This is a genomic window from Streptomyces sp. NPDC015125, from assembly GCF_043080045.1.
Classification (GTDB): domain Bacteria; phylum Actinomycetota; class Actinomycetes; order Streptomycetales; family Streptomycetaceae; genus Streptomyces.
Map to the genome: position 1 here is coordinate 12,447 of NZ_JBIBVF010000027.1, position 14,632 is coordinate 27,078.

Annotated in this window: 13 protein-coding genes; 5 read left to right on the forward strand and 8 right to left on the reverse strand. The window is 72.9% G+C overall.

The genetic code is table 11. The features are described from left to right. Positions 1 to 49: 49 nt before the first annotated feature. The gene (locus ACF088_RS36100) at positions 50 to 178 is read left to right on the forward strand and encodes a hypothetical protein (protein WP_392380266.1); all 129 of its coding nucleotides are present in this window, start codon (positions 50 to 52) and stop codon (positions 176 to 178) included. 195 nt (positions 179 to 373) lie between these two features. Here the strand turns inward: ACF088_RS36100 and ACF088_RS36105 are convergent, their stop codons facing one another. The 3 genes from ACF088_RS36105 to ACF088_RS36115 all read right to left on the reverse strand — a co-directional run bounded on the left by ACF088_RS36105 (position 374) and on the right by ACF088_RS36115 (position 3,658). Next, positions 374 to 1,588, reverse strand: coding sequence for an FAD-dependent oxidoreductase (locus tag ACF088_RS36105; RefSeq protein WP_392380146.1), 1,215 nt, complete (start codon positions 1,586 to 1,588; stop codon positions 374 to 376). A gap of 112 nt (positions 1,589 to 1,700) precedes the next feature. Beyond that, positions 1,701 to 2,873 carry a TSUP family transporter gene (locus ACF088_RS36110; RefSeq protein ID WP_392380147.1) on the reverse strand — a complete coding sequence of 391 codons (1,173 nt, stop codon included), beginning with the start codon at positions 2,871 to 2,873 and terminating at the stop codon, positions 1,701 to 1,703. Further along, positions 2,858 to 3,658 carry a GntR family transcriptional regulator gene (locus ACF088_RS36115; RefSeq protein WP_392380148.1) on the reverse strand — a complete coding sequence of 267 codons (801 nt, stop codon included), beginning with the start codon at positions 3,656 to 3,658 and terminating at the stop codon, positions 2,858 to 2,860. Before ACF088_RS36115 ends, ACF088_RS36110 begins: the two co-directional genes overlap by 16 nt. Before the next feature lie 426 nt (positions 3,659 to 4,084). Between ACF088_RS36115 and ACF088_RS36120 the strand changes: the two genes are divergently transcribed. The 4 genes from ACF088_RS36120 (at position 4,085) to ACF088_RS36135 (ending at position 8,524) form a co-directional block, all read left to right on the forward strand. Continuing rightward, positions 4,085 to 5,659, forward strand: a complete 1,575-nt coding sequence (locus tag ACF088_RS36120) for a rhodanese-like domain-containing protein (RefSeq protein WP_392380149.1) — start codon at positions 4,085 to 4,087, stop codon at positions 5,657 to 5,659. A gap of 378 nt (positions 5,660 to 6,037) precedes the next feature. Continuing rightward, entirely contained in the window at positions 6,038 to 6,571 is a 534-nt protein-coding gene (locus ACF088_RS36125) for an AMP-binding protein (protein WP_392380150.1), read from the forward strand. An 841-nt stretch (positions 6,572 to 7,412) separates the two neighbouring features. Beyond that, positions 7,413 to 7,994: a MepB family protein gene (locus ACF088_RS36130; RefSeq protein ID WP_392380151.1), complete on the forward strand. Its 582-nt coding sequence runs from the start codon at positions 7,413 to 7,415 to the stop codon at positions 7,992 to 7,994. Between the two features lie 245 nt (positions 7,995 to 8,239). Continuing rightward, positions 8,240 to 8,524: a hypothetical protein gene (locus ACF088_RS36135; protein ID WP_392380152.1), complete on the forward strand. Its 285-nt coding sequence runs from the start codon at positions 8,240 to 8,242 to the stop codon at positions 8,522 to 8,524. 43 nt (positions 8,525 to 8,567) lie between these two features. Here the strand turns inward: ACF088_RS36135 and mscL are convergent, their stop codons facing one another. From mscL to ACF088_RS36160, 5 genes are all read right to left on the reverse strand, one after another. Then, the gene (gene mscL / locus ACF088_RS36140) at positions 8,568 to 9,074 is read right to left on the reverse strand and encodes a large conductance mechanosensitive channel protein MscL (protein WP_392380153.1); all 507 of its coding nucleotides are present in this window, start codon (positions 9,072 to 9,074) and stop codon (positions 8,568 to 8,570) included. A gap of 788 nt (positions 9,075 to 9,862) precedes the next feature. Beyond that, complete coding sequence (locus ACF088_RS36145; RefSeq protein WP_392380154.1) at positions 9,863 to 10,696, reverse strand: S-methyl-5'-thioadenosine phosphorylase; 834 nt, start codon at positions 10,694 to 10,696, stop codon at positions 9,863 to 9,865. 147 nt (positions 10,697 to 10,843) lie between these two features. Continuing rightward, complete coding sequence (locus tag ACF088_RS36150) at positions 10,844 to 11,203, reverse strand: FmdB family zinc ribbon protein (RefSeq protein WP_392380155.1); 360 nt, start codon at positions 11,201 to 11,203, stop codon at positions 10,844 to 10,846. A gap of 133 nt (positions 11,204 to 11,336) precedes the next feature. After that, positions 11,337 to 12,638: an MFS transporter gene (locus tag ACF088_RS36155; protein ID WP_392380156.1), complete on the reverse strand. Its 1,302-nt coding sequence runs from the start codon at positions 12,636 to 12,638 to the stop codon at positions 11,337 to 11,339. 446 nt (positions 12,639 to 13,084) lie between these two features. Continuing rightward, positions 13,085 to 14,605 carry a potassium/proton antiporter gene (locus ACF088_RS36160; protein WP_392380259.1) on the reverse strand — a complete coding sequence of 507 codons (1,521 nt, stop codon included), beginning with the start codon at positions 14,603 to 14,605 and terminating at the stop codon, positions 13,085 to 13,087. Positions 14,606 to 14,632 lie beyond the last annotated feature (27 nt).

Consider the following 14,632-nt stretch of genomic DNA (forward strand, 5'->3'; position numbering starts at 1 on the left):
CGCGGTATGCGGATGGGGGCGCGGTATCGAGATCAGGGGACGGGCCGAGGTGCTGACCGTCGATGTGCCGCCCGTGGCCCCCGACCACTTCGGCAGGGACATCATCCGCGTCCACCCCCGGCGGGTCATCAGCCGGAACCTGGAGGCAGGAGGAACCGCCGCCCGCGACATCGGGTGATCGAACTTCCTGGGCAGACGGGCGGCCCCTGGCTCAGCTGGCGAGGGGCCGCGCGCTTGGTCAACTGAGGCTCCTGGAGCGGCCGGTGCGGCCCTCGGCAGGTGGAGCGCCGACGGGGACGGGGCGGCCGGACCCGCTCGCCCCGGAGCTCCGGTCGTGCGCGGGCGAGGAACACAGCGCCCGCGCACTACCTACCTATGCCAGCCCCTTGAGCATCCCCTTGAAGTAGAGCTGCGGCAGCCCGTAGCGCTTGAGGAACCACATGTCGGTGCGTTCCCGGGTGGTGTCGATGAAGGGGATCGAGGGGGTGGGCTGCAGGTCGTAGTCGAACTCGGCGAGCAGCATCTTGTGCCGGGCGGTGACCAGGGGGCAGGAGGTGTAGCCGTCGTAGCGGGCGGTGGCGGGGCGTCCGCGCAGCCCGGCGAGGAGGTTGGCGACGACGACCGGTGCCTGCTTGCGGATCGCGGCACCCGTCTTGGACGTCGGGAGGTTGGCGACGTCACCGAGTACGAATACGTCGGAGAAGTCGGGGTGTTGGAGGGTTTCCCGGTCGGCCTTGACGTACCCGAACGGGGAGTCGGGGTCGGCCAGTGGGCCGTCGGCCAGCCACTCGGGGGCGCGCTGTGGCGGTACGGCGTGCAGCAGGTCGTAGCGGACGGTCTCGTCCTTGCCGGTGGTGTGGTCGGTGATCACCGCCTCGCGTGCCGCGCCGTCGAGCCGGGTCATCTCGGAGCTCAGCCGCACCTCGATGCCGTACCGCCGGGCCGTCTCCGTCAGCGCGCGGGAGAACACCGGCACCTTGAACATCGCAGGCTCCGGGAGCACCAGGATGGTGCGGATCGCGCCCAGCACGCCGCGCTTGCGCCAGTGGTCGGCCGCCAGATAGGCGATCTTCTGCGGGGCGCCGCCGCACTTCACCGGCCCGGACGGCATGGTGAACACGGCCGTCCCACTCCTCATCCGGCGGATCAGATCCCAGGTGAGCGGGGCGAGATCGGGCCGGTAGTTGCTGCTCACCCCGCCGTGGCCGAGGGCCGCGGCCAGGCCGGGCACGCCGTCCCAGTCGAGCTGCAGGCCGGGGGCGAGCACCAGCCGCCCGTAGGAGAGGACCCGGCCGGAGGCGGTGGTGACCGTACGGGCGGCCGGGTCGACGGCGGTGGCGCGCTCCCGCAGCCAGCGCACGCCGGGCGGTATGACCTCCGCCTCGGTGCGCAGCGCGGCGCGCAGCGGGGCCTGGCCGCCGCCGACCAGCGTCCACAGCGGCTGGTACCAGTGCGTTTCGGAGGGCTCCAGCAGCGCGATGTCCCGGACACCGGCGCGGCGCAGCCGGGCGGCGACGGTGATGCCTGCGGTGCCGCCGCCGACGATGAGGACCTGGTGGTGGGACGGGGCGGCGGGTGCGGGGGCCATGTGCTTCCTCCTGAGGGGTGGGTGGCGAAGGTCGATGTTGGGGGTGTTGGGGGAGGCGGGCAGTGATCGGGTGAGGGGCGGGCAAGGGGTCGGGGCCCTGGGGGCCGAGGCGTCAGGGGGACCAGAGGCGGGGCAGGGCGGTGGCCGCCATGGAGACGGCGAGGACGGTGACGAGGCCGGCGAAGGCCGTGGTCAGGGTCTGCGGGCGCAGACGGGTGGTGAGGCGGTTGCCGAGGTGACTGCCGACCGCTGCGCAGGCCGCGAAGCCCGCCAGCAGCGGCCAGTCCAGAGCCCCCGTGCCGGCTCTGGTGCCCAGCGCGGTAAGGGAGTTGAGGAGTATGACGAGGAGGGAGGTGCCGATGGCGACCGGCATTTCCAGGCCCAGGACCAGGGTGAGCGCCGGTACGACGACAAAGCCGCCGCCGACCCCGAAGAAACCGGTGAGCAGCCCGACGGCGGAGGCGGTCACGGCGAACCGGAGGGGGCGGGCGGGTCGAGGGCCGGCGGGATGAGCGCCGGCGGGGTGGGCGCCCGTGGGGTGGGTGCCCGTGGGGCTGGAGGGGGTGGCCCGGCCGGGGGAGGGGGCCGGGTTCGGGGCGGCCTGGGAGGGCGCGGGCTGCGGGGTGGCCTGGAGGGGCGCGGGCGGTTCCGGTACCTCCTGGGCGGGCGCGGGCTCCGGTATGTCCTGGGAGGGCGCGGGCTGCGGGGTGGCCTGGAGGGGCGCGGGCGGCTCCGGTACCTCCTGGGCGGGCGCGGGCTCCGGTATGTCCTGGAAGGGCGCGGGCTGCGGGGTGCCCTGGAGGAACGCGGGCGGCTCCGGGGTGTCACGTAAGGGCACTGGCTCCGTCGGATCTCCTGAGGAGGCCGCCCCCGGGGACTCCCGTAAGGGGCGGATGCCGTTCGCCGCTCGCCACTCGCGCAGCCCCCGTGACACCAGCATCGCCGCCACCACGAGCAGCAGCCCCGCGAACGCCGCCATCAGCACCGCAGGGTCCAGTGCCGCGCTCCACCGCGAGCCGAGGTAGCTGCCGGCCGTACCCAGCGCCCCGAACGCCGTACCGGCCGCCCACCGGACCCGCCCGGCACGGGCATGGCAGACGAGCCCGGTCACCGCGCCGACCGTGACGACGATCAGCGCGCCCGCGGTCGCCTCGTGTGGCGACTGCCCCAGCAGATAGACCAGCGCGGGCACCGCCAGCACCGAACCGCCGCCGCCGAGCGCGCCCAGCAGCAGACCGATCAGCAGTCCGCACGGCAGCGCCGCGGCGGCTATGAGGACGGACACGAGGCACGCGGCGCAAGGGCGACGGCCGGGCTCCGGTCGGACCACTCCGCGACGAAGGAGAACCGGTCGCCGCGGACCACCGTCTCGCGCCATTCCATCGGCCGCTCCCCGGCTCGCCCCAGCCGCTCGATGGTGAACGCCGCCTCCCGGTCGGCCAGCCCCAGCAGCCACGCCTGCCGGACGTCGGGCAGGAACGGCTGGATCCGCTCCCGGCCGCCGGTGACCTTCACCCCGCAGCGCCGGGTCAGCTCTCCGTAGAGCGAGGTGTGCCCGAAGTCGGCGTCCAGCAGCGGCTCGGCGACCTCGGCGGGCAGATATGCGGTGTCGTGGGCGAGCGGTTCGCCGTCCGCGAGCCGCAGCCGTTCCAGTACGACCAGCGGCGCATCCGGAACCAGCCCCAGGTGCCCGGCGATCGTCCCCTCCGCGGTCCGCTCCAGCCGCAGCACCTCGCTGCGCTGCTCCACACCCTGACCCTCCAGCTCGCGGAAGAGGCTGTAGAGGGAGCCCAGCGGCTGCTGTATGCGACGGGTGTCCAGCCGGCTGGTGCGGCCGCGCTCGGCGATCACCAGACCGTCGGCGCGCAGCTTGCGCAGCGCCTCCCGGACGGTGTGCCGGCTGACCTCGTACTCGCCGGTCAGCCGGTGCTCTGGCGGGAACTCCGCACTGAATTCGCCGGCTTCCATCCGACGGCGCAGATCGGCGAAGAGCTGTGCCCACAGGGGCAGCGGCGAGCGCCGGTCCAGGGGACGCGGGCCGTGCGCGCCGTCCGGCGGCTCGGTCGTCATGGTGGGTTCCTCCGCGGGCGTACGGGGTGGTGTGGGCGGTGCAGGTGGTGTGGGCGGTGCGGGTGGTGCGGTTGCCGATGCCGAGCGAGTCGATACAGCCGATCCGATCCGAGCGAGTCCAGACAGCCGATCCCAGCCGGGCGAGTCCAGACCGCCGATCCGACGGACAGGGCGTCGTGCGTCGCACCCGGAAGCTGATCTGGCGTCACACGCGGTCGCGTGAGGCGACGTCGCGCGTGATGCCTGCCACGTCGTTACGCAAGTTCGCCTGGTGCACCGCCATATGGAACGCCGGGGCGGCGGCCTCGGCTTGTCGCCCGCCGCCCGGCTCCCTAATGTACGTACATCCGTGCATCCGCACAACGCACCCTGCCCGGGCGGGCACCAGCCGCCGCGCACGGGCCCCGCGCACCCTGGAGGCCGACCGTGCACTTCGCGCAGTACTACCTCGACTGCCTCTCCCAGGCGTCGTATCTGATCGGCGACGAGAGCACCGGCCGCGCCGTCCTCGTCGACCCGCGCCGCGATATCGACGAGTACCTGCACGACGCGGAAGCCGCCGGCCTGCGCATCGAACTCGTCATCGAGACGCACATTCACGCCGACTTCCTCTCCGGGCACCTCGAACTCGCGCGGGCCACCGACGCCGCCATCGCCTTCGGGGAAGCCGCCGAAACCGGCTTCCCCATACGGCGGTTACGGGACGGCGAGCGCCTCTCGCTCGGGACGGACGACGGCGAGGGGGTCACCCTCACCGTCCTCGCCACCCCCGGCCACACCCTTGAATCCATCTGCCTGGTCATCCGCGAACACCCGGACGACGAGGTGCCGTTCGGCGTGCTCACCGGCGACACCCTCTTCGTCGGCGATGTCGGCCGCCCCGACCTGCTCTCCGCCGCAGGCCACTCCCCGCACGACATGGCCGCCCGTCTGCACCGCTCCCTGCACACCAAACTCCTGACCCTCCCGGACGCGACCCGGGTCTTTCCCGCACACGGCGCGGGTTCCGCCTGCGGCCGCAGCCTCTCCACCGAGACCAGCTCGACGATCGGCGACCAGCGACGCCTCAACTACGCCCTGCAGCCCATGCCGGAGGCCGACTTCGTCCGGCTGGTCACCGCGGGACAGCCCACCACCCCCGGGTACTTCGCGCACGACGCGGCCCTCAACCGCGACGGCCACGCCCTCCTGGAGCCCGGCCCGCCGCCCGCCCTCACCCTCGACGAGGCGCTCGCGGCCCGCGACCGGCAGGGCGCCGCCCTCCTCGACTGCCGCCCGCTGGCCGCCTACACCCGCGCGCACCTGGCCGGTTCGCTCCATACGAGTCTGGACACCCGGTTCGCGGAGTACGCCGGCAGTGTGGTCGCCCCGGGCACCCCCATCGTGCTGCTCGCCGACCCCGGTACGGAGCAGGAGGCCCGCCTCCGGCTCGCCCGTATCGGCTACGACCACGTCCTCGGCCATCTGCCCGATCCGGCCGCCGTACTGGAGAACACGCCCGCCCTCGCCCGCCGCAGCCATCGCGTCGGGTACGACGAGCTGCCCCTGCTGGAGAACGAGTTGCCCGAAGGCCGGCCGACGGACTCCCAGCCGGCCGGCGCGCCGCCGGAGGGCCACCGGCCGGCCGGTGACTCTTCATTCGTTGCCTCTTCGCCCGCTGTCCCTTCGGCCGGCGGTCCTGTGCCGGGTGTCCCTTCGGCTGGCGACTCTTCGGGGGGTGCCCGCCCGGCCGCCACGGCTGCTCAGCCGCCCGGCATCCAGTTGATCGACGTCCGTAATCCGGCCGAGTACGAGGCGGGCGCCCTCCCCGGTGCCCGCAACATCCCGCTGGCCGGCCTTCCTGCCCGCATCACCGAACTGGACCCGGCCCGCCCGGTGGTCCTGTACTGCCGCAGCGGCAATCGGTCGGTGATCGCGGCGGCACTGCTGGAGGCGCACGGGTTTGGAGACGTATGCGATGTGGTGGGGGGATACGACGCGGTGGCCGCGGGCATGGGGTGAGTGCACGGCCGATGGGCCAGGGGAGGGATGACGTGCACCGGAAAGGGGCAGGGAGGCTGGGGTGACGGGCGCGCACGGCCCAAGGGGCCGGTGCGCCCGCGGGTGCAAGGGCCGGTGTGCGGCGGAAGCCGGAGCGCCCGCGAGTGTGGTGGAGGGGCCGGTGAGGCCGGGCCGGGCGCCCGCGAAACGGCGGGGGAGCCCGCCGCGGTGAGCCGGAAAGGTCCGGCGCGAGTACGCCCCGGCTGCGGGAGAGGGCGAGCGCCGGCCCGTACGACGACCCCGGCATCGGCCCGTACGACGCCCCAACACCAGCCCGTACAACGGACGTTCAGTGAACGTTGATCGATGATCGACATCCTGGTCCGCATGTTGCGCCGTATGACCTCAGAGCATGCAGATGACGCCCGGGACGTGCAGGAACCGGAGGCGTCGCGAATCGCCCTCACCTGGAGCGGGGAGCCGGGACGCCAGGAGGAGTTGACGCACGGCATGCTCCTCGACCAGGCCGAGCGGGCCGCGGCCGCGCTCACCCGGCTCGGGGTGCGGGCCGGCGACCGGGTCGCAGTGCATCTGCCGCTGGTGCCGGAGTCGGTGATCGCCACGCTCGCCTGCGGCCGACTGGATGCGATACGCACCACGCTGCCGGTCTCGTTGACGGTGCCCGAACTGGTCGCACGGACTCGTGAGTCCTCGGCCCGGGTGCTGATCACGGCCGATGCGGCGTTCTGGGACGGGGCCGTACGGCCGGTGAAGGCGCTGCTCGACCATGCGCTGGCCCGGGGTGCGGCCGCGGGCGGTGTGCCGGACCGCACCGTGCTGGTGGTGAACCGGTGCTCACGGCCGGTCTCCTGGAAGCCGGGCCGCGACCTGTGGTGGCACGAGGCGCTGGGCGCCGGAGCCGTCACCCGCTGACGGGACAGCCGCCCCGGGGACAGCCGCTCCGGGAAAGGCGGCCCCGGGAAAGGCGGCCCGCGCCGGTTCAGGGAGAGGTGTGGCCCACGCCGGCGGGGTGGTGCAGCTTCACCCACTGAGCCCATAGAACGGGCCATTTGCCTCACGTGTGCCTAGCGTGGTGCCCGTGTGGGGCCCGTGGGCCAGCCCTCAGATGCCCCACATGCCCTACCTGCCCCGGCTGCGGACCCGGAGGCGTCACTCTTCCGACCGGGCCGTCGTACTCTCCCCCGACCGGAAGGCCCCTCCCCCATGGCCCGCCACGAGTACGCTCACCCCCGCCATCCCCTGCCCGGCACCACCCGGAACCGGCTCCTCAGGCGCAGCCACGCCTCGCAGGGCCCGCCGACCCGCCCCCGCGACGGCCACCGCCCGCATCCCCTACCGACCCACGACAAGGGCCGGTAGCACGCGAGGCGTTCACTGCCCCGCCTGACCGCCTGACCGCCTGACCGCCTGACCGCCTGACCGCCTGACCGCCTGACCGCCTGACCGCCTGACCGCCTGACCGCCTGGCGCCTACTGGCGCCGCCCGGCCGCGCCCCTGTACGCAGGCCGGCGCTGCTGCAGTACCGCGCCTGCCGCCGCGCCTCCCGCCCTACCGCGCCTGCCGTCGCGCCGCGCCGCGTCTCCCGCCGTACCTCCCGCCCTACCGCGCCGCGGCTCCCGCCCTACCGCGCCGCGGCTCCCGCCGGGACGCCCCCCGACCGGGGACGCCCCCCGACCGGGGAGCCGCACCGGCCCGTGGCGCCCCGGCTATCCCGCCGACCTGCGCGACGGCCGGCAATGGCACGATGGCGCAATGGCGACAAATTCCGCGGAATCCTCTGCGCACTGCTCCGCGAGCCCCGAGCCTTGGGCGGGTGGGGAGTCGCTGCACGAGGAGCTTCTCGCGGCGAAGGCGACGGTGTACGACCCGTGCGGGTTCGTCTGCTCGCGGCCGGTGCCCGAAGCGGAGAGTGCCGAGTACGCGGCCCATGAGTTCGCCCTCGACGGCTTGGCCGTCAGGTTCCGGGTGGCCAAGACGACCCCGACGAAGGCCGGCCAGTTCGTCACCGTGTGGAAGCGGAGCCCCGGCGGGCCGATTCAGCCGTTCGACTCCGCGGACGCGGTCGATCTCTTCGTCGTCAGCAGCCGTCAGGACCGGCACTTCGGGCAGTTCGTCTTTCCGCGGGATGTGCTCGCTGAACGGGGCATCGTTTCCCGCAACGGCTCGGGCGGAAAGCGTGCGTTCCGCATCTACCCGCCGTGGGTGGAGACGACCAGTCGCCAGGCCCGCAGCGCACAGGCGTGGCAGGTGGACCACTTCCTGCCGATCGGTGCTGACGGTGCCCTTGACCAGGCCCGCGCCCGGACGCTCTACCACCCCGGCCACCGCCCCTGAGCGACAGGGCTCCCGGTAACCGGTGGGCCCTCGGTGCCCGGGCGGCCGCCGGCACCAGGCCGTGATGATCACGGCGGGCCCGTCGGCGCCGTCCTCCGGTGACAGGTGCGCCGGGCCTCGCCCTGCGCGGCGGTGGCCTGCGGCGCGCCGGGCCTCGCCCTGCGCGGCGGTGGCCTGCGGCAGAAGGGGCGCCGTCGGCCCGTGCTGATCGGTGCCCCCTACCGGCGCGCCCGTACCCTGGAGGGGTGAGCACCAGCCCCGAACCCGAGTCGGCCCCCACACACCAGGATGCGCCCCGAGAGGCGCCCTCGGACGCGTCCCCAGAGGCGTCCGAGGCCGCACAGGCCGCTGTGCCCTCGCCTGCTGTGCGCCCGGCCCCTAAGCCTGCCGCGAGGCTGATCTTCGACGACCCGCTGAACCAGCAGTCCTCGGACGACACCGACCGTGGCTGGGGCGAGCGCCAGGACCGCAGTGACAGCGCCGCCGACCTGGCCCGCTTCCTCGACGAAAAGCCGCCCCACCACCTCTGAGCGAGGCGAGGGGGCGGCGTGGGCCGGCCGCCGTTGGCGCCTGCTACTGCTGCGTCTTCTGTGTGCCGATGATCCCCGCGCCGGAGGAGGACAGGGACGGTGCGCCGGTGCGCTGCGCGATCAGCGCATCGCGGATCTCGGTGAGCAGCTCGATCTCGGTCGGGTCCGCGGGGACGCCGTCGACCGGCTTCCTGGCCATCTGGCGCTCCTTCCACTTGTTGATCGGAAGGATCATGAGGAAGTAGACGACCGCGGCGGTGATCAGGAACGTCAGGGCGGCGCTGAGCACCGAGCCCCAAAGGATGTAAATGCCGTCGGCGAACGCGCCCGTCTTTGGATCCTTGGCGCAGGTATCGGTCAGGCAGGACTGGTAGTGATCGAGGTTCTGCGAACCGAGCGCGCCCACGATGGGGTTGATGATGCCCTTGACCACGGCGTTCACGATGTTCGTGAAGGCAGCACCGACGACCACCGCGACCGCGAGTTCGATGACGTTGCCGCGCATCAGGAATTCCTTGAATCCCTGCAGGACGCCCTTGCTCTCGCTCACCTGACAGCCTCTTTCCACGCTCACTACGGATGGTGCACCAACAATCAGCACCGCAACTTACGACAGGGCAGGGCGGAGGTGTCCAGTCCTGCTCCGTGCACCGGCGATCGATCGGAGCCCTGGAGCGGGTCCGGCGGAGGGTGCCGACGCTGCAGGCGCCGTGGACGGATACCGCGGTGGTGGTGCGGTGAGCGCGACCCCGTTGGCGCGCGGCGGATGCCCCGCCATGCGCAGAAGTGTTGCGTGACGGGAGTGCGGATGCCACTTGATCTTGGGGCATGGTCACTGTCCTCCCGCGGCCGTTGCCGACGGACAGCCGGAGGCGGGCGCGGCTCGTACGGCGCCGTACGAGGCTCCGCAGGCCAGTGCTGCGGCGGTCAACGCCAGGCCGGCGGCCAGCATCCGCTGCCGCGCGCTCCGGCTCCATGAGCGCCGGCCGCCGCCCGCCCGTACGGGAGCGAAGTGCGGCACGTCACACGGCGGAGGAGCGGGGAGGGGCGGGGAGGGAAGGGCGGGGCCGGTGCGGGGAGGAAGAGCAGGGGGTGGCGGGGGAGCAGGGCGTAGCGGGGGAGGAGCGGAAGGGGTGTGGGGCATGGTGGGCACCGCCTGCGGTGAGAGCGTCGGATGGACCGGGCTCACCACCGTGCCGGAATCCGCTCCCGCCCGCTCCGGGCTGTGGACGACCCCGCACCTGTGGACAACCCGGCCACCCGCAGGGGGGAAGCCGAGCAGTCCGCCGAGGGCGTCACGGCAGGTGCGAGGGCGTCACGGCCTCAGGTGCGAGGGCGTTACGGCAGGTCGATGCCCAGGTCCCAGCCGGTGTGGACCTCGGTGCACAGGCAGGCGCGGGCAGCGGTGTCCGGGAGGGCGGCGACCGCGTCGAACAGGACCTCCCGCAGTCGGCCCACGTTCTCGGCGAACACCCGGAAGACTTCCTCGTGGGAGACGCCGTCGCCGGTCTCCGTGCCCGCGTCCAGATCGGTGACCAGCGCCAATGAGGTGTAGCAGAGGCTGAGTTCGCGGGCCAGGACGGCTTCGGGGTGGCCGGTCATGCCGACCACCGACCAGCCCTGGGCGGCGTGCCAGCGCGATTCGGCGCGGGTCGAGAAGCGGGGGCCTTCGATCACGACCAGGGTGCCGCCGTCGACCGGCTCCCAGTCCCGGCCGCGGGCCGCCTTGAGGGCGGTCTGCCGCCCGGTGGGGCAGTACGGGTCGGCGAAGGTCAGGTGGACGACGTTGGGGATCTGCCCGTCGGGGAGCGGCTCGCCGTCGAAGTAGGTCTGGGGGCGGGCCTTGGTGCGGTCGACGAGCTGGTCGGCGACCAGGAGCGTGCCGGGGCCGTATTCGGGGCGCAGACCGCCGACCGCGCACGGGGCGAGCACCTGGCGTACACCGACCGAACGCAGGGCCCAGAGGTTGGCGCGGTAGTTGATGCGGTGCGGTGGAAGGTGGTGGCCGCGGCCGTGCCGGGGCAGGAACGCGACCCGACGGCCGGCGATCTCTCCCAGGAACAGCGAGTCGCTGGGGGGTCCGTAGGGGGTGTCCACCGTGACCTCGGTCACGTCGTCCAGGAAGGAGTAGAACCCCGATCCGCCGATTACACCAATCTCCGCGTCAGCCATGCCGGTCACACTATCGGGGCACGGCGGCCGGGGAAGGGCGGGTGGCGGAGAGGAAAGGGAGGCGTAAGACGGGCGAGGCGTACGCCGAGGACGCCGCAAGACGACGGACCCCGCCGTCGGTGACGGCGGGGTCCGAAGAGCTGTGGGTCAGGCTGCGGAGCTGGCGCCCGAGGTGCTGCCGGACGACGACGCGGCGGCCGGGGTCGAGGACTTGCTGTCCGAGCTGCCGGACGAGGAGCTCGACGAGGAGTCCGAGGAGCCCGAGGAGTCCGACGAGGACGTGCTGCCCGACGCGGAGGCGTTCTTCGCGGGGCTGCTGCTGGACGACGAGCCGCGGCTGTCGTTGCGGTAGAAGCCGGAGCCCTTGAAGACGATGCCGACCGCGGAGAACACCTTCTTGAGGCGTCCCTGGCAACCGGGGCACTCGGTGAGCGAGTCGTCGGTGAACTTCTGCACCGCCTCGAGGCCCTCGCCGCACTCGGTGCACTGGTACTGGTACGTCGGCACTTGTCTTCCTCCTGGCACTCTCACTCGATGAGTGCTAACGACGCTCCATATTGCAGTATTCCCGCCCGCCAGTCCACCGTGACCGCCGTACGGTGACCGACTCCACGTTCCGTCAGGCTTCCGTCAGGGGCCGTCAGGCGCGCGCCAGCTCCCGTTCCCGGTCGTCGGAAACGGCTGTGACCTGCGCGTTCACGCCGGGTGCGGGGGCGTCGGCAGCCTCGGACGGCGAGCGGGGCAGCAGATGGGCACGCAGCGCCAGCAGCACCGTCAGGGCCAGCGCCGTACCGGCCAGCGGCACCAGGAATCCGGTGCTCGGCCCGAAGCCGTCCGCGAGCTGCCCCGCGGAGGTGGCCGCGGCCGCCTGGCCCAGCGCGACCGCGCCGGTCAGCCAGGTGAAGGCCTCGGTCCGGGCGGCGGCCGGCACCAGCGACTCGACCAGTGTGTAGCCGGTGATCAGGGCCGGTGCGATGCACAGGCCGACGACCAGGCCGACCGCGCCGAGCAGCGGCACCGCGGTCACCGCCCACAACGGGGTGGTGGCCAGTGCCAGTAGCCCGTAGGCGACCAGCAGCCGGCGTCGCGGGCCGACCTTCCAGGCGATGGCCCCACAGGCGATACCGGCGAGCATGTTGCCGCCCGCGAAGATCCCGTAGAGCACGCCGTTGATGCCGGGCTGCCCGATGTGCTGGGTGAACGCGGTCAGCGAGACCTGCATCCCGCCGAAGACGGCGCCGATGCCGAGGAACGCCACGATCAGGACGCGCACGCCCGGCACCGACAGCGCCGAGACACGCGGCAGGTCGCCGGCCTGCGGGCGGTGTACCGGAGGCTGGCTGCGCCGCTGGGAGGCGAACAGCAGCCCGCCGGCCAGCGTCAGCGCGGCTTCGGCGACCAGACCGGCCGCCGGGTGGATACCGGTGCACAGCGCGGTCGCCAGCACCGGGCCGACGACGAAGGTGAACTCGTCGGTCACCGACTCGAAGGCGGCGGCGGTCGGCATCAGCGGGCTGCCGCCGAGCCGGGAGGCCCAGCGGGCCCGCACCATCGGGCCGACCTGCGGTGTCGAGGCGCCCGTGGGGACGGCCACCGCGAACAGCGCCCACAGGGGGGCGTGGGCGAGAGCGAGGATGATCAGTGCGGCGACGCCGGCGACGTGCACCAGTACGCCGGGGATCAGCACCGCGCGCTGGCCGAAGCGGTCGGCGAGTTTGCCGCTCTGCGGGGCGAACAGGGCCATGGACACACCGGTCGCGGCGGACACCGCGCCTGCGGTGCCGTACGAGCCGGTGGTCGATTCGACGAGCAGCACGATGCCGATCGTCAGCATGGCGAAGGGCTGCCGGGCCAGAAAGCCGGGCAGCAGGAATGTCCATGCACCAGGGGTGCGGAGCAGTGGTCCGTATCCGGAACGGGAATCCTTGACCGCGGATGCCACGGCCGGGCCTTTCTGCCGCCTGGTAGCGCGCCACCCGCGAGGTCGTCACGGGTACGCGCCGAGAGCTGTCCTCTCGCGCAGGACCGAGTGATACCGCGTGGTCCGCACCGGGAGGGTGGCTGCGTGTGGCAGGGGGACCGCGGCCGCCGAGCGGTCGCGCCAGCTCTGCATCAGGCAGAGTTGGTTCGTCGATGTTGCCTTTTCATACTACAGGCCGTCACGTGTGAGGCCCTGGGATCGGCCAGGGCTTCAGGTAAATTTCCTTGGGATCCGTGGAGATCTGCAGCACATTTCCCGCACTCCGGGAGCCCGCCTCCGGGAGCCTGCACCTCGGCGGCCCGCCCCGGGGCCCGCCCCGGGGGCCCGCACCTCGGCCGCCCGCCCCGGAGCCTGCACACCTCAGCCGCCCGCCCCCGGGGCCCGCACCCCGGGAGCCCGGCCGGACGTCAGCGGTGGTGGTGTCCCCGCTGCCCCGTGGGCCCGCCCGTCCCCAGCCAGCCGGCCAGTTTGCCGCCCTGGGAGACCGCCTGCAGCCGCCGCTCGGCCGCGTCGCGTACCGGGTCGGTGGCGACCACCAGCAGCTCGTCGCCGCGCCGCAGCACCGTCGAGGGCGACGGCACGAAGCTGGAGCCGTCCCGGACGACGAGGGTGACCGCGGCACCCGCGGGCATCCGCAGCTCACCGACCTCGACGCCGTGCATACGGGAGGCCGGGCCGATGGAGGTGGACAGCAGATGGCCGCGCAGCCGTTCCAGGGGAGCGGACTCGATGCCCAGGTCGGCGGCCTCCTCGTCCTCGCCCAGCCGCAGCCGCTTGGCGAGCCAGGGCAGCGTCGGCCCCTGGATCAGGGTGTAGACGACGACCAGGACGAAGACGATGTTGAAGACCCGGTCGCTGCCGGGAACGTCGCTCACCATCGGGATCGTGGCCAGCACAATCGGCACCGCGCCGCGCAGTCCGGCCCACGACAGCAGGGTCTTCTCCGGCCAGGGCACCCGGAACGGCAGCAGCGCCACAAAGACGGACATCGGTCTGGCCACGAGCGTGAGGATCATGCCGATCAGCAGCGCGGGCACGAAGTCGTCCAGCAGGTTGTGCGGGGTGACCAGCAGGCCGAGCAGCACGAACATCCCGATCTGGCCGATCCAGCCGAGGCCTTCGGCGAAGCCGCGGGTGGCCGGGGCATGCGGCAGCTTGGCGTTGCCGAGGACCACCGCGGCCAGGTAGACGGCGAGGAAGCCCGAGCCGTGCGCCAGCGCACCGGCCGCGTAGGCGGAGACCGCGATGGCCATGACCGCGATCGGGTACAGGCCGGACGCGGGCAGTGCCACGTGCCGCAGGCCGTAGGCGCCGAGCCAGCCGATGGCCAGTCCGAGCGCGGCGCCGATCGCCAGTTCCAGGGCGATCTCGCCGAGCAGGAGGTACCAGTGTTCGACCGGTCCCGCGGTGGAGAAGGCGACGACGAGGATGACCACGGGGGCGTCGTTGAGGCCGGATTCGGCTTCGAGCACACCGGTCAGGCGGGCCGGCAGCGGCACGCTGCGCAGTACCGAGAAGACGGCCGCGGCGTCCGTGGACGAGACCACGGCGCCGATCAGCAGAGCCTGCCGCCAGTCGAGCCCGGCCAGATAGTGCGCTCCGGCCGCGGTGACCCCCACGCTCACCGCGACGCCGACCGTCGACAGCGACACCGCCCGGGGCAGCGCCGGCTTGATCTCTTTCCACTTGGTGCCCAGACCGCCCTCGGCGAGGATCACGACCAGCGCGGTATAGCCGAGGAGTTGGGTCAGCTCGGCATTGTCGAAGACGACACCGCCCAGGCCGTCCTGGCCTATGGCGATGCCTATCCCCAGGTAGATGAGCAGGCTGGGGAGCCCGCTGCGCGAGGAGAGCCGTACCGCGGCAACCGCGATGAGCAGTACGAGCGAGCAGAACAGCAGGAGTTCGTTGAGGTGGTCGACAGACAGGAGCTGGTCCTTCCTCGCACGGGTTAC